This is a genomic window from Rufibacter sp. DG15C (assembly GCF_001577755.1).
Lineage (GTDB): Bacteria > Bacteroidota > Bacteroidia > Cytophagales > Hymenobacteraceae > Nibribacter.
Map to the genome: position 1 here is coordinate 3,806,113 of NZ_CP010776.1, position 19,315 is coordinate 3,825,427.

General features: G+C 46.7%; 20 protein-coding genes and 1 tRNA gene. 6 read left to right on the plus strand and 15 right to left on the minus strand.

Features of this window, described 5'->3' with window-relative positions:
* Nucleotides 1-378: 378 nt before the first annotated feature.
* Nucleotides 379-597, plus strand: coding sequence for a hypothetical protein (locus tag TH61_RS16355; protein WP_066511668.1), 219 nt, complete (start codon nt 379-381; stop codon nt 595-597).
* A gap of 75 nt (nt 598-672) precedes the next feature.
* Nucleotides 673-1,368, plus strand: a complete 696-nt coding sequence (locus tag TH61_RS16360) for a site-specific DNA-methyltransferase (RefSeq protein ID WP_066512979.1) — start codon at nt 673-675, stop codon at nt 1,366-1,368.
* A gap of 112 nt (nt 1,369-1,480) precedes the next feature.
* On the opposite strand, the gene TH61_RS16365 is transcribed toward TH61_RS16360, so the two are convergent.
* Nucleotides 1,481-1,720, minus strand: coding sequence for a hypothetical protein (locus tag TH61_RS16365; RefSeq protein WP_066511675.1), 240 nt, complete (start codon nt 1,718-1,720; stop codon nt 1,481-1,483).
* Between the two features lie 140 nt (nt 1,721-1,860).
* Here TH61_RS16365 and TH61_RS16370 point away from each other — a divergent pair, with 140 nt between their 5' ends.
* Nucleotides 1,861-2,712 carry a DNA/RNA non-specific endonuclease gene (locus tag TH61_RS16370; RefSeq protein WP_066511678.1) on the plus strand — a complete coding sequence of 284 codons (852 nt, stop codon included), beginning with the start codon at nt 1,861-1,863 and terminating at the stop codon, nt 2,710-2,712.
* Nucleotides 2,713-2,794: 82 nt separating this feature from the next.
* On the plus strand, nt 2,795-3,361 hold the full coding sequence (locus tag TH61_RS16375) for a hypothetical protein (RefSeq protein WP_066511681.1): 567 nt from the start codon (nt 2,795-2,797) through the stop codon (nt 3,359-3,361).
* Between the two features lie 439 nt (nt 3,362-3,800).
* Here TH61_RS16375 and TH61_RS16385 read toward each other — a convergent pair whose 3' ends face one another.
* The 10 genes from TH61_RS16385 to TH61_RS16430 form a co-directional block, all read right to left on the minus strand.
* Nucleotides 3,801-4,088: a hypothetical protein gene (locus TH61_RS16385; RefSeq protein ID WP_157600745.1), complete on the minus strand. Its 288-nt coding sequence runs from the start codon at nt 4,086-4,088 to the stop codon at nt 3,801-3,803.
* Between the two features lie 178 nt (nt 4,089-4,266).
* Nucleotides 4,267-4,353 (minus strand) — tRNA-Ser (locus tag TH61_RS16390).
* Between the two features lie 70 nt (nt 4,354-4,423).
* Nucleotides 4,424-5,497: an asparaginase gene (locus TH61_RS16395; RefSeq protein WP_066511688.1), complete on the minus strand. Its 1,074-nt coding sequence runs from the start codon at nt 5,495-5,497 to the stop codon at nt 4,424-4,426.
* Nucleotides 5,498-5,502: 5 nt separating this feature from the next.
* Nucleotides 5,503-6,267 carry a TatD family hydrolase gene (locus tag TH61_RS16400; RefSeq protein ID WP_066512980.1) on the minus strand — a complete coding sequence of 255 codons (765 nt, stop codon included), beginning with the start codon at nt 6,265-6,267 and terminating at the stop codon, nt 5,503-5,505.
* Between the two features lie 93 nt (nt 6,268-6,360).
* Entirely contained in the window at nt 6,361-7,461 is a 1,101-nt protein-coding gene (locus tag TH61_RS16405) for a glycosyltransferase (RefSeq protein WP_066511690.1), read from the minus strand.
* A gap of 3 nt (nt 7,462-7,464) precedes the next feature.
* A complete protein-coding gene (locus TH61_RS16410; protein ID WP_071887865.1) occupies nt 7,465-8,094 on the minus strand; it encodes a polysaccharide deacetylase family protein in 630 nt (209 codons plus the stop codon).
* Nucleotides 8,095-8,143: 49 nt separating this feature from the next.
* Complete coding sequence (locus tag TH61_RS16415) at nt 8,144-9,445, minus strand: PP2C family protein-serine/threonine phosphatase (protein WP_231862241.1); 1,302 nt, start codon at nt 9,443-9,445, stop codon at nt 8,144-8,146.
* 107 nt (nt 9,446-9,552) lie between these two features.
* Nucleotides 9,553-9,813, minus strand: coding sequence for a hypothetical protein (locus TH61_RS16420; RefSeq protein WP_066511697.1), 261 nt, complete (start codon nt 9,811-9,813; stop codon nt 9,553-9,555).
* Nucleotides 9,810-10,946 carry a glycosyltransferase gene (locus TH61_RS16425; RefSeq protein ID WP_082780410.1) on the minus strand — a complete coding sequence of 379 codons (1,137 nt, stop codon included), beginning with the start codon at nt 10,944-10,946 and terminating at the stop codon, nt 9,810-9,812. The genes TH61_RS16420 and TH61_RS16425 overlap by 4 nt, the downstream gene beginning before the upstream one ends.
* A complete protein-coding gene (locus TH61_RS16430) occupies nt 10,943-11,953 on the minus strand; it encodes a lysylphosphatidylglycerol synthase domain-containing protein (protein WP_066511701.1) in 1,011 nt (336 codons plus the stop codon). The genes TH61_RS16425 and TH61_RS16430 overlap by 4 nt, the downstream gene beginning before the upstream one ends.
* Here TH61_RS16430 and ruvC point away from each other — a divergent pair.
* Nucleotides 11,945-12,514, plus strand: coding sequence for a crossover junction endodeoxyribonuclease RuvC (ruvC, locus tag TH61_RS16435; RefSeq protein ID WP_066511704.1), 570 nt, complete (start codon nt 11,945-11,947; stop codon nt 12,512-12,514). The two genes, TH61_RS16430 and ruvC, sit on opposite strands and share 9 nt — an antisense overlap.
* 154 nt (nt 12,515-12,668) lie before the next feature.
* Here the strand turns inward: ruvC and TH61_RS16440 are convergent, their stop codons facing one another.
* Nucleotides 12,669-13,070, minus strand: a complete 402-nt coding sequence (locus TH61_RS16440) for an HIT family protein (RefSeq protein WP_066511707.1) — start codon at nt 13,068-13,070, stop codon at nt 12,669-12,671.
* Between the two features lie 14 nt (nt 13,071-13,084).
* On the minus strand, nt 13,085-13,555 hold the full coding sequence (gene greA, locus TH61_RS16445; RefSeq protein WP_066511709.1) for a transcription elongation factor GreA: 471 nt from the start codon (nt 13,553-13,555) through the stop codon (nt 13,085-13,087).
* A gap of 294 nt (nt 13,556-13,849) precedes the next feature.
* On the opposite strand from greA, the gene TH61_RS16455 reads away from it, so the two are divergent.
* Nucleotides 13,850-14,752, plus strand: coding sequence for a phosphatase (locus TH61_RS16455; RefSeq protein ID WP_066512985.1), 903 nt, complete (start codon nt 13,850-13,852; stop codon nt 14,750-14,752).
* Between the two features lie 107 nt (nt 14,753-14,859).
* Here TH61_RS16455 and ppk1 read toward each other — a convergent pair whose 3' ends face one another.
* Both ppk1 and gyrB read right to left on the minus strand, forming a co-directional pair.
* The gene (gene ppk1 / locus TH61_RS16460) at nt 14,860-16,962 is read right to left on the minus strand and encodes a polyphosphate kinase 1 (protein WP_066511714.1); all 2,103 of its coding nucleotides are present in this window, start codon (nt 16,960-16,962) and stop codon (nt 14,860-14,862) included.
* Nucleotides 16,963-17,150: 188 nt separating this feature from the next.
* The gene (gene gyrB / locus TH61_RS16465; RefSeq protein ID WP_066511717.1) at nt 17,151-19,112 is read right to left on the minus strand and encodes a DNA topoisomerase (ATP-hydrolyzing) subunit B; all 1,962 of its coding nucleotides are present in this window, start codon (nt 19,110-19,112) and stop codon (nt 17,151-17,153) included.
* Between the last annotated feature and the right edge of the window lie 203 nt (nt 19,113-19,315).

The window sequence follows — 19,315 nt, forward strand, 5'->3', positions numbered from 1 at the left end:
ATTCAGTTCAATTATGATGGCCAAGGGTCAGCATTAGCCTACGCTGACAATTACACTATAACAGTATCTGAACCTGAATTATCAGAGGTATTACTTAATGACGAATTTTATGAGATGGTAAGGTCATAACTGGCCGAAACCAAAGCTTGTAGTCTGAAAGCTGAATATCAATGAACTAGCAACTCAATACTGCTTTCCCCTTTCGTGACTTTATTGAATCATCCATACCGTTATGGGTAATCCCTTTTTAGGTATGGGATTATTATCAACCATATAAACCATACTAAATTTTTAACACCCTCTAACTGGGCATACTTACCCCACCATTACTTAAATTGCGACAGGGATAACCCATCATAAATCAAGAATACGCTCATCGTGGAAGATTACATTGAAGAAGTAGACATACAGGAGGTAAAGAGAACGTTCGCCATCAGGGAAGACCTGTTTGAGAAGCTTGAACAAGAGGCATACTGGGAACGCACAACACAGAAGGACATACTGAACGAGGCGCTGGCCCAATATTTCGCTGATAAGAGTGTCAAGGCTATTCCATCTACCTACAACAAGCCCAGGCGTGGCCGCAAGCCGCAGTGACTGAAGCAAACCACCAACGGGCAACTGGAAGTGAACAAAATCTATCATGGCGACTGCTTTGACTTCCTACCTCTTATGGAAGATAATTCAGTTGACCTGGTATTAATAGACTTACCGTTCGGAACAACACGTGCCAAGTGGGATATACCTTTAGACCTTGATAAACTTTGGTCTGAGCTAATTAGGGTCACTAAAAGCAATTCAGCCATTCTTATGTTCAGCCAAGCTCCCTATGACAAGGTATTGGCGTCTAGCAACATGAAAATGTTTCGTTATGAAATAATCTGGTCCAAAACTCATGCTACAGGTCACCTAAATGCTATGAAAATGCCAATGAAGAGCCACGAAAACATTCTGGTTTTTTATAAAAAACTACCAGTTTACAATCCACAGAAGACCTATGGTCATAAACTCAAGACGGTAAAAGCCGAGAGTAGGAAGACCGCAGAGACGACCATATATAATAAGCATGACAAGCACATAGACTACGCCTCGACTGAGCGGTATCCTAGGAGCGTGGTGAGGTTCGCATCCGATAGGCAGAAGCTAAGCCTTCACGAGACGCAGAAGCCCATAGACCTCTTAGAATACTTCATAAGGACATACACAAACGAAGGCGCATTGGTACTTGACACATGCTCTGGGTCTGGAAGCTTGGCTGCCGCCTGTATTAACACCAACAGACGGTTCATCTGCATGGAAAAGGACGAGAACTTCCATCGGCTATCTGTAGAGCGGATAGAGCAGATGCCAACCAGTATTCAGAAATAGCCAACAAGAAAGCAAAAGGGAAAGGGTGCCATCAACTAGCACCATTTCCCTTTTTAAAGAAATGGCAAATCTTTTACAATCAAATATTTCTACAGAGTTTACATCAATTACATTATTGGGCTAACCCGCCACTAGCGGACAGCCTTGCCTCGATATACTCTTCGGCCTTTATTGTAAGTTGTTTCACGTCTTCCATACCGTTTGCAATCTCTTCTCTGAAAGCATCGTCTAGCAGTCCAAAGTAAATACCGCCAACTATTCTCTCGGTTCTCTGCTTGTTCTTTAATGTGTCTAGGAAGTCGTCTAAGTATGTATCAACTGTATCCTGGTCAAACCTCGGCATCGTATTCATTTAGTTTTTACGGTAACAGCCTCTAACTGCTACTTACTGTATATATCAATTACGGCATCCCTTCTAGCGAATAAACGTTTCTGATTCCACATAATGTATTACATCCTAACTCAATAATACTTAACCATTAATTGATTCCGATGAGAAAGCTTCTCTACATTTCAACCCTTGTATGGCTAACCGTTGCAGGCTGTAAAGAGACCGAGGTGGTGCCGAAGCAAAGCCAAGATTTGCCGCTAAGCGAGCATCTCACCCTAGGCAACCCAAGCAACGCCACCACAGATGAGAGCAACTTCAACAACTTCTTAATGGAAAAGCCACAGTATGCGCTCTCCTACAGCCGAGACCGAGGCACCCCAAACTGGGTGAGTTGGCACCTTACCCAAGATTGGATTGGAAGCGCAGCACGCCAGGACGACTTCAGACCTGACAACACCCTGCCAACTGGGTGGTACAGGGTGACGGCAAGTAGTTACACTGGAAGCGGGTTTGACCGTGGCCACAACACTCCCTCGGCCGATAGAACCAAATCGGTAGCAGACAACTCGGCCACCTTTCTAATGACCAATATGCTGCCACAAGCCCCGAATAATAATCAACAAACCTGGGCTAGACTAGAAGACTACACAAGAGATTTAGTACAAGCGGGCAATGAGGTATATGTCATCATGGGTAATTATGGAACTGGCGGCACTGGTAGTAATGGCACAAAAAGCACCATTGACAACGGGCGGGTAACGGTGCCGAGCCAGATATGGAAGGTGATACTGGTTCTGCCTATGGGCAATGATGATACCAATAGAGTGACTACTAGCACGAGGGTGATAGCAGTTAACACCCCAAACATTAATACTATCAATTCATCTTGGGGCATTTACAGGACGTCCGTTGATGAGATTGAGAAAGCAACGGGCTATGACCTTCTAAGCCGCCTACCAGACGACATCGAGGCTTTTTTGGAAAGCAAGGTGGACACTGGGCCAACGCAGTAAGTTGATGAGTTAAAAAACTTAAATAAATTAATCATTTATATTCAAAAAATTAATTTTATACTATTTATAATAAATCAATAAGATGAAAAAGAAAAACAAATATCAACATCAAGGAAAATATAAATACGACCAACTTAAGTCTAGTTTCAAGCCATACAAAGAACTTAAATGTTATTCATTTAATAAAAAGAATAATAAAGCGGACTTTGACCAGATAACCTCTTTGTTGCCACAAAATTTTATAACAAAGGAGGAAGTACAATCTATTGACATGATTTATTCAGGTTCAACGAATAACTTAGGCAAATCTGAGCTTTACATTACTCTTGTGGTGGGACGGATTGACAAACAGATGTTTGATTATGATGTGTTTAATATAGGTTCAGATAATTCTAGTGGTGACACATATTCAATAATGCAAGCTTATCATTTTAAAGATGAAAATGGAATAAGATTAACGGAAAATTACACAACACAAAGCCTCAACGACATTAATGACATGAAGAATGAACTATATAAGAATTATCTGACTGGTAGAACAGAATCATATTCAATTGAGGAATATGAAAAGGAGAATAGGAATTTCTTAGAGGCTCATCACCAATCTTTTAAGGAAGTAAACTCACAAAAGGGGAAAAACGATGTATAACATTTTATAAACAACGTACTAGACCGTTGAATGCAAAATGGTGTATACACTTTACCAATGAATATGATACCATTTTTTCACAAACCAATCCATGGGTTATAAAATCAAGGCAGAGTGCGGATGTGGGCTAGAATCCAAGAAAATATACCAGGGAATCGGATTCAACTACTTTACCACCAGGGTAAGGCTAGAGCCTGCTTACTGTGACCATTGTGGCATCGTGGTAGGTAGCGATATGAGCAAGACCGAGTCTAAATGCCCCAATTGCGCCAGGGATACGAAATACTATTTCGAGGGTATGGAAGACCAATTCGGTGGTGATTCGGACTTCCCGCCTTCAGACTACCTTCAATCCAAAGATTTCTGGCACTGCCCGAAATGCAAAAAGGAAACGCTTCAATTCGCTAGGCTAGGACTCTGGGATTAACTAAGGATACATTTAAGCGATTCTAATACCCGCCACCGCCAATAATTTATTGATGGTAGCCACGAACTCCTTAAAGTTGTCTGGGTAAGAATTAGAACCGTATGATTTGATATTGAAACCTACTCCTTTTGCTTTCAACTCCCACTGCGTGCCATCGCAGATGAAATTATCATAGTATCTCTTCTGCCATGCGCAGGTTTTAAGAAATACAAGCACCATCTCCCAGTCTTTGCTTCCGTCCACGTTAACGAACTTATCATTTTCAGATGGAACGCCCATATACTCTGAACAGCGAAGCATGGAGCCTTCAAGCTTCAGTCTATACGTATCTCGGCCGTAGCCACCGAGGTAGAAGTCAAATGTCATATTCAGCCATAGTTCAACTAGAAAAATTTTACTTTTTGACTAAAACTTGACCAAAATAAAAACAAAAAAGCCCTAAACCGCTATCTAACAGCTATTTAGGGCTTCCTATATGCGGAGAGGGAGGGATTCGAACCCTCGATACCGTTACCAGTATACACACTTTCCAGGCGTGCTCGTTCGACCACTCTGACACCTCTCCGGTTAACAGGTTGCAAAGAAAGGCAGAAGCTAACGCTTTTGCAAGCGCATGCCTGTTTTTCCCCGCTTTTCTAACCTCTAAAAGTAAGTTCTCCCCTAATATTGGTTTGTAATTGCTTCTTAGTTTCCTCAATGGACAGTTTTTGTCCTAAGACAAACATCATTTTGGTGATAGCCGCCTCGGTGGTCATATCCGTTCCTCCTACTACTCCCATCTGGCGCAAGTACAAACTAGTCTCGTATTGGCCTTGGCGTACTTCTCCCTCTTCGCATTGAGACACATTCAGGATTACTATACCACGGTCTACCGCTTCTTGTAAAAGCTTTAAGAACCAAGGATAGGTGGGTGCATTGCCAGACCCGAAGGTTTCTAAAACCAACCCTTTCAAGCCTTCGCTTTGCAATACGGCTTTTACCACGGCAGGACTTATGCCCGGGAATAGTTTCAAAACGGCTACTTGCTCCTCTAAAGCCTGGTATACTTTTAAGGGAGCCTCAGCAATGGCCTTGATTAGTGTCTGGTTGTATTCAATGTCAATGCCCACATGCGCCAGCGGCGGAAACTTGCCCGAATTAAAGGCGTTGAACATTCTGCTTTCTACCTTGGTAGCTCTGTTGCCGCGCAGTAACTGGGTATTGAAGAAAATGCAAACCTCTGGCACCAAGGGCTTTCCTTTTAAGTGGGCAGAAGCAATTTCCAAGGCAGTAATGAGGTTGCGGCGGGCATCAGTGCGCATGCGCCCAATGGGGACTTGGGCCCCAGTGAAGATGACGGGCTTGGACAAATTCTCTAACAGAAAGCTCATGGCCGAAGCGCTGTAGGCCATAGTATCTGTCCCGTGCAGCACCACAAATCCATCATACTCCTCATAGTTTACCTGAATGATCTGGGCCAGCTTTATCCAATGCTCAACACCAATGTTAGATGAGTCTATAGGCGGATCCAGGCTCAACACCGTAAGCATCACCTTGAATTGGCGCATCTCAGGCACTCTATGGATGACCTCACTGAAGTCAAATGGCACTAGGTGTTCATCCTGTTTGTCTGACACCATGCCAATGGTACCACCCGTGTAAATAAGCAAAATAGACGCCTCCGGGTTGCGTGGGGCGGCCGTGTTGATATTTACCTTAAAAAACTTCATAGGCTTTAGGCGAATAGTTGGGTGGCATTGGTAGTGGTGGCCAAGGCAACTTCTTCCAATGAGATGGATTTTATTTCTGCGATGCGCTGGGCAATTTTAGGCAGGTAGGAAGGCTCATTTCGCTTGCCTCTATAGGGAACAGGCGCCAAATAAGGACTGTCCGTTTCCAAGACCAGATGTTTCAAATCTACTGCTTGCAAGACAGGCTCCAAACCCCCGTTCTTAAAGGTAGCCACGCCGCCAATCCCTAATAAAAAGCCCGCCTCTATGGCCAAATGTGCCTCTTCTACAGTACCCGAAAAGCAATGGAAGATTCCTGTAAGGCTACCATCTTGTTGCTGCTGTACAATGTCAAGGGTTTCTTTAAAGGCGTCACGGGTATGCAGGACAATGGGAATCTGGTACTGCTTGGCCCACTGGCATTGAGTGCGCAAAACCTCTTGCTGTTGCGCAAAGAACGTTTTGTCCCAGTAAAGGTCCAAGCCGGCCTCCCCTATTCCTTTAAAAGTCCTTTTATGAAACCAGCTTTCAATTTCATACAACACTTGCTGGTAGTCTTCTTTGACATAGCAAGGGTGCAGCCCCATGAGCGCATGACACATACCTGGGTGTTTCTCCTCCAGCGCCAACATCGCCTCAATGGAGGTGTTGTCAATGTTTGGCATGAAAATCTGTTCTACCTGCGCCTGTTTGGCCCGCAGCACCATGTCCTCCTGGTCTTCGGCAAACTCAGGGGCAAAGATATGGGCGTGGGTATCTATAAGTTTCATAAAGGAACTGTAAATGCTAGACACCGTTTTTGGGGTATTTTCCAGAAAACAGGCCAGAAACGACAAATATAACAGATTACCTTCAACCTGTTTTCAATACTGCCGTCCCTTCCAAGTAATCTTAAAAGGCAAAAAGTAAAATACAATCAGAAGGATGGAAATACTGACCAAATAAACTTCAAGAGAAAGTAGATCCATCCACTTCACGGTTTTACCAGCTCTGGCAACAGCTATCTTAATGAAAATACTTTGCAAGCCAACTTTCAATAACCCAATCAACACCGCTGCGCCTATAGAGGTGTACCAGAAAAAAGGCACCCAGATGGGATAATACATAAAGCTGAACACAAACAAGGTCCACATATACCAAGGCAAATGCTTGGCGCCGCTCATCCAGCGTTTGCGTTGGTGCAATAAATCTAGGAGGGACAAGGCAGGCATGCTAAGCGCTAAGGCAGAAGCGTCATACACGTGGCTAGAGGAATAGTCCTTTTGCAACACATGCTTTAGCAATTGAACATCTTCTGTAATGGAAAAGGGTATTCCTTCAAAACCGCCTACTGCTTCATATGCTTCCCGGGTAATGACCATGTTGTTGCCCATGGTAGAAACAGCCAAACCTCTGTCTGCCACAACCTGCATCAGTCCCAAGGAATACAACCAGTCCAATTGTTGCATTCTATAAAACCAGCGGTTTCCTTTCACGGTAGTGATCCCGGTTACTATCGCGGTCTTACCCTTGATTTTAGAAAGCAGGGTTGCAATCCAAGCTGCAGGTACTTCAATATCAGCGTCGGTAAAAAAATAATAACCTGAGGTAGCTAGGCGGGCTAGCTGGGCCAGCACGTTCGCCTTCCCTTTGATGCCTCCTAGATCCTGCTTAATAGAGACTAGCTGAATGTATGGCTTGTCTATTATAAATTCTTGCACCAACCGCATGGTAGCATCTTGAGAACGGTCATCTCCTACCAGTACCTCTAGCTTATCTTTAGGATAATCCAGCTGGTCTATGGCAGTTAGGCAATTGATAATATTAGCCTCCTCGTTTCTGGCGGCAATAAGAATGGAAACTTTGGGAAGTTCCTTCTCTATGTAAGTATAACCTGAGGCGCCTTTGAACCTGAACACCCAGAAGAAAAGCAGGCAAAGGAAAACTAGAAAGTACAGGGAAAAATAGACCAGAGAGAAAACCATGGCCTACAATGCTTTAAAAGTATACCCAAGGCCTGAGAAATGCTCCAGTAGTCTAGGTAAAACATACCTTAAAGATTTTTCAGCTTTCAGGCTGTCGTGCAATACCACAATGGCACCTGGCCTTACCCGCGACTTTGTTTCTAGCCAGCACGCCTCTTGCGGAAGGGATTGGTCAAAATCATATGGAAGGTTGCTCCACATCACTACTTGATACTTCTTTTGAAGCCTACGGAGATGAGCAAAGGTCAATTGGCCATGTGGCGGCCTAAATAGCTTGGTGATTGGCTGGGTGATTATTGTCTCCAAAGCTTTTTGGCAACGGTCTACTTCCATCCAATAGTCAGGTACATTGGTTTTAAACGCTTGCACATGCTTATGGGTATGATTGCCGAGGGCATGCCCACCTGCCGCCACTTTTCTGGCAATCTCTGGGTGGCGCTCCACATTCTCACCTACACAGAAAAAAGTAGCTTTTGCCTGGTACTTCTCCAGCTCTGTCAAGACAAACTCTGTAACTCCCGGAATGGGACCGTCATCAAACGTTAGGTATAATACCTTCTCAGACGTTTTCTTGCGCCACCAAATCTTTGGAAACAACCAAGTAACAAAAGCTGGAGTTTGGTAGAATCGCACTTGTATAAGGCGTTAAAATGCGCTGAATAAACACAGCTTTTGAGGCTGATTATTTAAACCTGCAAGACAGCAAGGTAATGTCATCTGAGTACGTGGCACTGCTGTTAAAGGTATTGATCTCTTGCAGCAATTGCGTATGGATGTTACGCGAACTCACGTACCGGCAGCACTGCAGCACTCTAATGGTATTGTCAATACCAAACTCGTCCTCATCGTTGTTGAATACCTCCGTGAGGCCGTCTGTGTAGCAGAATATGAATGACTTGGGCGGAATCTCTACCTTGGTTACCGTCAAGAAAGGCAGATCCTCAAAAATCCCCAGCATGGTACACCCCTCTTCTAACAACTGATAGGTATTGTTTTCCAGCAGCAAGATAGAGGCGTTGTGGCCCGCATTCACGTAAGATAATTCACGAGTTTCAGAGTTGTACAAACCTAAAAACGTGGTGATAAACTTCTCCGCAATCGCGTTTTGGTAGATGAGGTAATTCAATTCTTTGACAATGGTGCCCAAGTCTGTGGTTTGGCGCAAAATGGTGCGCAAACCCGCCTGAAAGTTAGACATCAACAAGGATGCCGGTACACCTTTGCCAGAAACGTCAGCCACGCAAAACAGAAACTGGTCTTTGTCTATCTGAATGAAGTCATAGTAGTCGCCGCCAATAGAAGAATGCGGAATATAGGTGGCATGGATGGATACCTTTTCATTGTTGGGCAGACTCTTGGGGAAGAGCATGTTCTGCACCTCTCTGGCAATTTCAATCTCTTTCCGGATGGCTTCCTGCGCAAGCCTATGACGCTCCAGGCGTCGGTTCTCCATGGCCACCAAGATGATGTTGCTCAGGGTCTGCACAAAGCTCAATGCGCCTAAAGTGGTGTAGTAGGAATGCACATTGCCAATCATCACAAAGGCTAATATGCGGTTGTTATGGATGATGGGGATGATGGTTTCAAAGTCTTGCCAGCGCTTGTCAATGTGCAGCTTAGACATGGCCGTGATTTGCCTAAGCTCGGTTACCTCTTTGGGCAATTCTATTTCCCTGAAATTATGCTCCGTCCCAAAGTTCACTTTGCACTCCCAGGCCTCATCATGGATGAATAGCGCTAGCCTTCTAATATGCAGCTGGGCCAGTAAGGTGAAATGGTAAATCTTGTAAAGGGCCTCTTCTGGCAGGTTGTTGTTGATGGCTTTGGTGATTTCCAGCAATGCCGCCAACTCCAACTTCTTCAAGTTCAACTCCTGTTCTACCGTTGGGAACTTCAACTCAGACATCGTCTTCAATTTATGGGGAATATGAATGATCTTTGAGTTGCTCAGGAAAACCCTGATGCTCCTTTCCGGAAGATTCAAGTGGCAAAATAACGAAAATAAAGCAGCCCCGCACGCATCTACCCATAAACTCTGTGGCCCGAAATGCTACAACCAACAGATTCAGTATTTGTTCTAAGAGCAATCCACTAGACAATTGTATTATGCGCCAAAAGCCCTGATTTGGTGGCCAGAAAAAAGTAAGCCGTATAAGATGATTGGAAGTGCTCTGCCTCAAATGGCACTTCGGTGTCTTGGTCAGGGAAAAGGCATTTCACGTAGCCCTTGCTAATTAAATCCACCAAGGACTTGGTCAATTCATCCTCTGGCAAACCTACCTTTTCCTGCAAGTCTAGAAAAGGCGTTACAAAGTACAATTCATCAATGATATCAAATTCCTGATCAGTCATGAGGCCACGTGTTGACGGTCTTTCCAGGCATACGTTCCCCGCCAGCCAAGGATGGCAGTTACTAAAACGTAGGGCACATACATTATCTGCAAAAGACCTATAAGGAGTATTAATTTTCGTTTCTGGAAGAAGCCCAGCACCTGTATTAGCAACAACGCATCTGGTAGCAGTTTTAACAAAACCATGGCTGCTAAACTGGTCCAGGAGATAATACCGCTCAGCGCTAATCCAATCGCCAGCCATAAAGCTACGTTGACACCTAACACCAGCAAAGCCAGCGCCTGCGGCATCAAAGAAGTATAATGCTTCCATTTACTGGCCCATCGCTTCCGTTGTTCAATAAAACCGGAGAAGGACGCCAATGCATTGGTAGAAACGATGGCCTGCCGGTCTTTAAGGAACGCTACTTGCCCCGGATATTTTTGATGCACCTTATGCATTAGAAACTCATCATCACCAGAAGGAATATCTGCATTCCCTTCAAAACCATTCACCGCCAGAAAAACAGCTTTTTCATAAGCTATGTTAGCACCGTTGCACATGGTAGGCTTCTGCAGTCCAATGCAAGCTCCTCCCACTCCAATCAATGCAGCAAACTCCAGTGCCTGCAACTTTTGAAACCAGCTGGCATCAGTGCTTAAGGTAACCGGGCCGCTTACTAGTTTGGCGTTCTGCTCATACCGGCATTGGTTGGTAGATTCCAACCAATTCTCTTTTACCCTGCAATCTCCGTCTGTGCAGGCAATCCAATCATCTTTTGCCAAGGAAATTCCCAAAGTGATGGCACCCTTTTTTAGCCTGTTTTCTGGAAAAGAGGCCAAAAACAAAAGCCGAAGATTTAGGGAGCTGGACCTTTGAAACTCCTCTACCAAATCTGGAGTCTTATCTGAGGAATGGTCGTCTATGACAAGAACCTCAAAACTACTTTTAGGATACATCTGCCGCTCTAAATCCTGTAGCAAGTTTAGAATATTGGCAGACTCATCTTTCACCGGAATAATCACCGAGAAGAACGCCTTTGGAGCTGGAGGATTGTTATGAAGGGAAGGCAGATGAAACCACGCCCAGGCACATGCCAGCAAAACCAGGGCATATACTCCTACCACCAGAAGCAGAAAGGAATAAAGGATCAACGGGTGCGGGTGAGTTTAAGCGGAAGAACAAACAACAACCCAACAACGCTGGGCAAAGCAATATTCAAGGCCCATAAGGATAGGCTGGCCCCAAGTACCAACAGCGGGTCCTGCCCCATTAACCCAAAGAAGTGCATGGCGCTCAACTCCCGCATGCCAATGTCTGCCAGCGCGTTGATGGACGGCACCATAGATTTTAACAAGAATGTGCCAGCCACGCCCCAAACGTATTGGTCCAGGGATAAGTCCACCCCAAACGCCCAGAGTAGGGCAATGAACTGCGCCATGAACACGGCGTACCGAAGGCCAGAAAGCAGGATCATCCTGTTCAGCTCTTCTGGCGTGTACTCCCCAATCACGGCAAAGTAATGCACCCAGCGTTTGAGCACCGGCACCTTCTCTAGCACCGCAATGGCCCAATGAAAACTAAACAGTAAGGCCAGCATCCAACCGTTCAACAGCAGCAATCCAAACGCTACTGATATCCCCACGGGCGTGGCCAGAGGTATATAATAGCTATAGAAAAAGTACGCTAGCGCAGCAGAACCAACCAACACCGTGGCAAACAACTGGCACAAGCGCCCCAGCAAAATTGCCCCAATAGCGTCTACCCGGTTCTTTTGGTGCATGGTCAAGATACGCCCGGCATAGTCACCTACTCTGTTGGGGGTAACAAAGCCCAAGGTAAGCCCCGCCAACACCGCCCGATAGGCTTTTAAGAAAGATATTTTTTCAATTTTCTCAGAAAGGAACTGCCATTTAAGTGCCTCCACTCCCCAATTCACTGGCAGTAAAACCACGGCCAAGGCTGCCACCCAACCACTGTTAGCCCAAACTTGTTGCCATCTGGCCCAGGAGAAGGCGGTTTGGTTCTCGGCGTCTAGCAAGGCCTGCCGTAAATAATAAAGCGTCAGGCACAAGACCGCCAGCTTACCTCCCCACACCAAAAGGCGGACGGGTAGCCGAAGACTGGCAGTTTGTTTGTAATTTTGTGCTTTATGATTCATTCTAACTTACCGCTTCCTAATAATAAGCTGATTCTAGGCGTTGACCCCGGCACCAACGTGATGGGTTATGGCCTAATTGAAATAAACGGCTCTAAAATCAACGTGCTACAGTACGGGGTTTTGCAACTGAAAAGTTACCCCAACCATGCGGTGAAATTAAAGAAAATATTTGACGCCACCCTGCGACTCATCACTGAGTACCTCCCTGATGAGATGGCCATTGAGGCACCGTTCTTCGGGACTAACGTACAGTCCATGCTAAAGTTGGGACGGGCCCAGGGCGTTGCCATTGCCGCCGCCCTCTCCAGAGACATCCCCTATGTGGAGTACGCCCCCAAAAAGATCAAGCAGTCAGTGACAGGCAACGGTAACGCCTCCAAAGAACAGGTAGCTGCCATGCTCCTGCAAATCCTGAAGATCAAGGAAGCCCCTAAATTCCTAGATGCCACAGATGCCCTGGCCGTAGCCCTCTGCCACCATTACACCCAAGGCAGTAACCAGAAAGCCGGCGGAAAGTCTTGGAAAGCGTTTTTAACTGAGAATCCGGATAGAATCAAATAGACTTACCCAGACATAAGACACAGAAGACAAGACCCTAGACTTTTCTCCAATAGGGCTAAACAGATCTGCCGTTTTTGGCTTCTTTTCTAGAAAAGAAGCCAAAAACGGCAGATCTTTATTTTCAGTTATATGTCCTGAGTCTTGCGTCCAAAAGTTAGCTTATCGCCTCTTTCCCAATCTTGTGGGCTACGTCTTCCATTTCCTCTGAGGAGAATTTCTGCTTAGGATTGCTGAAATTCATGTCAGACATCTGGTTGATTGGAATAAGGTGAATGTGTGCATGCGGCACCTCAAGGCCAATCACTGCCACTCCTACGCGCTCACAGGGCACGGCTTTCTTAATGGCCACGGCTACCTTTCGGGCAAACTTATGCAGGTCACCTAGCGTGTCTGGATCCAAATCAAAGATGTAGTCAACGGGCTCTTTAGGGATCACCAACACGTGGCCTTTCACCAAAGGGCGAACGTCCAAAAACGCCAGGAACCGATCATCTTCCAGCACCTTGTAGGCCGGAATGTCGCCCTTTACAATCTTAGAAAAAATGGTTTCTTCCATAGCGCGGCAGTAAGTTATCTAGAGATTTCTATGATTTCAAGCTTGATGGTGCCGGCGGGCACGGTGATTTCAGCAATGTCACCTACGCTCTTGCCCAGCAACCCTTTGCCAATGGGAGATTTCACTGAGATTCTTCCTGCGGCAAGGTTGGCTTCTTCCTCTGCTACCAGGGTATAGTTCACCTCCATGTTGTTGGACAGGTTCTTCAGCTTCACCTTAGAGAGAATCAAGGCTTTGGAAGGGTCCAAGTTGGAGTCGTCAATCAGACGGGCGTTGCCCACCACTTCTTCTAGTTTAGAGATTTTCAGTTCCAAGTGGCCCTGTGCGTCTTTGGCGGCGTCGTATTCTGCGTTCTCACTTAAGTCACCTTTGTCACGCGCCTCTGCCAACTGACGAGCGGCTTCGGCGCGTCCTTTGGTCTTAAGTTCTGCTAACTCTTCTTTGAGTCGTTGCAATCCTTCTGGGGTATAATATGATACTGACATATGTAAAAGTTGAGCACTGTGGTAAAAAAGAAGAACGGCCTTCCGTTTGGAGACCGTTCTTATGCTAAGGTAGTATTATTTTTCTAAAAAACATGGAGTCTAGCCAATAATTTGCCGCTCCTGTCCTGCCTGCTAAACCATCAAGAGTAAGAACGAATAATACGCGTCTGGCGGTTTCCGTTTTTGCCCTGATTTCCAGGAAATAGCCCAAAAACGCAGTATATAGCCTAGCCTGCCTATACAATTTTGGCTATATTTGTTTCTACCTCTATGACAGAAGCCACCGAACCCCTCATAAAATTGGCCGCCATTGACATTGGTTCTAATGCGGTCCGCTGCCAGATTTCCAACGTGTTCAGGTATGAACAACACACCCTCTTTAAGCGGGTAGAATACATCCGCTACCCTATGCGTCTGGGCGAGGACGTGTTTGCCAGTGGCGTCATCTCTAAGAAGAAAACGGAGAAATTCATTAAGCTGTTGCACGCGCTCAAACTCTTGATAGACGTGCATGAAGTGCAGGATTACATGATCTGCGCCACATCAGCTATGCGCTCTGCCACCAATGCCACCGAAATCATCCAGGAAGTGCACAAAAAGCTGGGCATGGACATACAAGTGATTGACGGCACTACTGAGGCTGACCTGATCAACATGGTCATCCGCCAGCAACTGGATGACAAAAACTACCTGCACATTGACGTGGGCGGCGGCAGCACCGAATTCAACATCTATGTGAACCGCATGAAGGTGGCTTCCCGTTCATTTGAGCAAGGTTCCATCAGGCACATGCAAGGTGATGAATCACAAGAGATGTGGTCAGCCATGCAAGACTGGGTCACAGACAAAGCCAAGTTGCACCATGTTACCCGCGCTATTGGTACCGGCGGTAACATCAACAAGATTTATGACATGGCCCGCAAAACCGGAGGCAAGCCCATCTTCAAAAAGCAGATTGAGGAAGTGGTAGACCATATCTCCAGCTTAACCATGGAAGAGCGCGTGAAAGTCCTGCTCCTCAACGCTGACCGGGCAGACGTCATCGTGCCCGCTGCCGAAATCTACCTTTCTGCCATGAAATGGGCACACATTGAAAGCATGCTGGTCCCGCAGGTGGGTTTGAAGGATGGCATGCTGCAAGCGTTATTGGAGCGCCACCAGGAAGGCATCCACCACCATTTTAAAATAGATTTTTAGGTCCTTAAAAAGATCATTTTTAGGCTATTTTCCAGAAAACAGCCTAAAAACAGAAGAGCCCGCCAGTTTTACCTAGCGGGCTCTTCTGTTTTATAAAACTTGCCATTTTAGAATAGGCACGCCTCTTTGGTCATCTCATTGGTGAGGTGATAGAACTCGCGGTGGGCGTTGAACGGCGCCTCGCCTTCTGCCGGATGGCGGCGTACATACGTGCCGTCTTCGCGCATCATGTAAGAGTTCTGGTTGTCCATGAGGTTAAAGCGCAGGATGTTGATGGCTTGCCGTTTTAACTCGTCATTCACAATGTAGAACAAGGCTTCAATGCGTCGCTCAAAACTACGTACCATAATGTCAGCAGATCCGCCCAAGACCGTCGGGATGCCGTTGTTATGGAAGTAAAACAAACGCGCGTGCTCCAAGTATTCACCCACAATGGAGCTCACCTGAATGTTCTCACTTAATCCCTCACGGCCCGGACGCAGACAGCAGATACCGCGTACAATTAACTTAATCTTCACACCAGCCTGGGAGGCGGCATAGAACTCGTCAATAACCTCCTTGTCTTCCAGGGAATTGATCTTGATGACAATGCCTGCTTCAAAGCCTTTTCTGGCGTTCTCAGCCTCGTGCCTGATCAATTCAATTAACTGCTGGCGCATGTCTTTTGGCGCCGTAATCAGGTACTGGTAATCCTCAGGATACGAGTGGCCGGTGATTACATTAAAGAAGTCAGACACGTCATGCGCATACACGTCGTCGGTGGTCAGTAAGCTGATGTCGGTGTACTGGCGGCTGGTAGATTCGTTGTAGTTACCCGAGCCAATGTGCACGTAGCGCGTTACCTTCTCCCCTTCCTTCCGGATGATCATCATCATCTTGGTATGGGTCTTGTACTTGCTGATGCCGTAAATCACAAAACACCCGGCTTTCTCCAGACGCTCGCCTTCCTTGATGTTCTTCTCTTCGTCAAAACGGGCTTTCACCTCAAACAAGGCAGAAACGTGCTTTCCGTTCTCGGCGGCCTTGAGCAAGGCGGCGGTCACTCTGGAATTATCTGCCAGACGGTAAATAGTCTGCTTGATACCTAGTACATACGGGTCCTCGGCGGCTTTCTCTAAGAGACTCACCACCGGCTCTATGCTGTTATATGGGTGATGCAGAAGTACGTCGTGCTCTTTCAGGTATTCAAAGAGATTCTCCTCGGCGCCGCGTGGCAAACTTGGCGCTTGCACCGGCGACGGCGCTTTCATCAGTTTATTCTTGAACAGCGGATGCTTGATGATCTGCCACAGGCCACGTAAATCTACCAGTCCGTTAATCTGGAACAGGTTAGATTGGTCTATGATCCAGCGCTCTTTCAAAATTTTGAGCATATGAGGCGAAGGCTCTTTGTCCATCTCAAGACGCACCACTCTCCCCTTCTTGCGAGTCTTCAACTTGAGCTTGACTTCCTGGACAAAGTCCTGGTCCATGTCATCACTCTCCTCCAGCGTAAAGTCCCCGTTACGGGTAATCCTGAACAGGCTCACCGACAGAATCTCTACGTTCCGGAACAGCTTGGGCATGTTCTCCCGTATCACGTCTTCAATGGGCACAAAGATGATTTTGTCCTTGCGCTGAATCTCCATGAACCTATTCAAATTGGATGGTATCTGAATAAAGGTCAAGCGGTTAACTGGCTTCACCTCTTCGTCCACTTTGGTGACCACTCCAAAAATAAGGAGCTGGTTCATCATTAACGGGAAGCCGTGATAGCTGTCATACACCATGGGCGTGAGCAGCGGAAAGATGGTGTCCTTGAAATAGGCATCCACTTTGCGCTGCTCTGTCTCTGTGAGGTCTTTTACCTGGCAAATGTCCAGGCCGTTAGTTGGGAACTCCTTCACCAGCTCCTGGTACACTTGGTACTGGTCTGTCACAAACCTATGCGAAAAATCTAGCAGCTTCTTGCGGAACGGAACCTCGCGCATGCCAGAGTAGTCTATGCGCTCCTTTCCGTAGTCAATGTAGTTGTACAAACTACCAATCCTGATCATGAAAAACTCATCCAGGTTGGACGCAGTAATGGCCAGAAATTTAAGGCGGTCAAAGACGGAGGTGTCTGGGTTGCGTGCCTGGTCCAGCACTCTAAAGTTAAACCGCATCCAGCTCAGGTCACGTGAGATGTAATTACTTTTCCGGATTTGGTCAGAGACTTTTATTGGGTTCATAGCAGATGAATCATCACTTTTTGAAACGTGGTACATCCCGTTTCTGCCTTGTGCTAAGATACTAGCTTTTTGCTTGCCAGCATGAAGACAAACAGAAAAGCCTGCAGATCTGCAGGCTTTTCTGTTTGTCTAGTATTTCAACTTCTAAACCTGACCTAAGGTTGTCAGAAACAGAAGCTTTTTGCAGGTTACACGTCTACTTTGGCGTATTTGGCGTTGCGCTCAATGAAATCTCTGCGTGGGGCCACTTCATCACCCATCAACATGGAGAACAAGTGATCCGCCTCGGCGGCAGACTCAACAGAAACGCGTTTAAGAGAGCGAGTATCTGGGCGCATGGTGGTTTCCCATAGCTGCTCAGGGTTCATCTCACCCAAACCTTTGTAACGCTGTACGCCTACGCTGTCTTCCTTGCCTTTGCCCAGTTCAGCCACAGCCTCAGCTCGGTCTTGCTCGGTCCAGCAGTAGCGCTCTTCCTTGCCTTTCTTCACCAGATACAACGGTGGCAAGGCGATGTATACGTAGCCAGAGTCTATCAAATCACGCATGTACCGGAAGAAGAACGTCAGAATCAGGGTTCTAATATGGGAACCGTCCACGTCCGCATCCGTCATGATGATCACCTTGTGGTAGCGCAGCTTGTTCATGTTCAATGCCTTGTCGTCCTCCGGGGTCCCGAAGCTCACACCCAAGGCGGTGATCATGTTCTTGATCTCTTCGTTCTCATAGATGCGGTGTTCCTGCGCCTTCTCTACGTTCAAGATCTTACCACGCAATGGCAGAATAGCCTGGAACTTACGGTCACGTCCCTGCTTAGCCGAACCACCCGCAGAGTCACCCTCTACCAGGTACAGTTCGCACACTTCTGGGTCAGAGTCAGAGCAGTCAGCCAGTTTACCTGGTAAACCAGATCCACCCATTACGTTCTTGCGCTGCACCATCTCACGGGCCTTACGGGCCGCTAGACGGGCTTGCGCCGCCAAGATTACTTTCTGGATGATGATGCGCGCCTCTTTCGGGTTTTCTTCCAGGAATTGGTTTAGGATTTCTCCTACCACCGTGTCCACGGCACCCATCACGTCTGAGTTACCCAGTTTGGTTTTGGTCTGGCCTTCAAACTGCGGCTCCTGCACTTTCACAGAAATTACCGCGGTCAAGCCTTCCCTGAAGTCATCACCCTGAATTTCCACCTTGGCCTTCTCTAGCATACCAGACTTGTCTGCATAGCTTTTCAAAGTACGGGTAAGCGCTCTCCTGAAACCGGCCACGTGGGTACCGCCTTCATGGGTATTGATGTTGTTGACGTAGGAGAAGATATTCTCCGTGTAAGACGTGTTGTAGTTCAAGGCAATCTCTACCGGAATACCGCCTTTTTCGCTCTCCACATAAATGGGATCAGGAATCAGGTTCACGCGGGTTTCTTCCAGATAGGCCACAAACTCGCGCAGACCACCTTGTGAGTAGAAAGAGTCGTTCAGGAATTCACCTTCAGAGATCACCTCGCGGCGGTCTGTCAAGTTGATTCTGATGCCTTTGTTCAAGAAAGAAAGCTCGCGCAAGCGGCTGGCCACGGTCTCATACTTGTACTCCGTAACGGTGAATATGCTGGCATCTGGCTGGAACGTAACGGTAGTACCCGTTCTGTCTGTAGTGCCAATCTCACGTACCGGATAAGCGGGCGCACCAATGTTGTAGTGCTGCTCATAGATCTTTCCGTTTTTATGAACGGTCACGTGCAGGTCAGTGGAGAGTGCGTTCACGCAGGAAACCCCCACACCGTGCAAACCGCCTGAAACTTTATAAGAATCTTTGTCAAACTTACCGCCGGCGTGCAACACGGTCATTACCACCTCCAGGGCAGAACGGCCCTCTTTCTGGTGGAAATCAACCGGAATACCACGGCCGTTGTCAGACACTGTAACAGAGTTGTTCTCATTGATGGTCACGTTGATTTCGTCGCAGTGACCGGCCAGGGCCTCGTCAATGGAGTTGTCAACTACTTCCCATACCAAGTGGTGCAGACCCTTCACGCCGATGTCGCCAATGTACATGGCCGGGCGCTTACGTACTGCCTCCAAACCCTCTAGGACCTGGATGCTGTCTGCTGAATAAGAAGAATTAAGGTTATTGTTTTGTTCGATGTCACTCATGGTGTAATCGGTGGGTTATTAACATGCAAAAATAGCGAATTTTATCCGTTTTTGCCAGTAAAACTGCCTGAAATATAGGAGAAATTTAATAATTTTTAAAGCCAAATTTTCACCTGCCGCCTTATGTTCACCCCAACAAGGCAACGGACTCCTCTATCTGCCGTTTTTGGCCTCTTTTCTGGGAAACAGGCCAAAAACGCAAC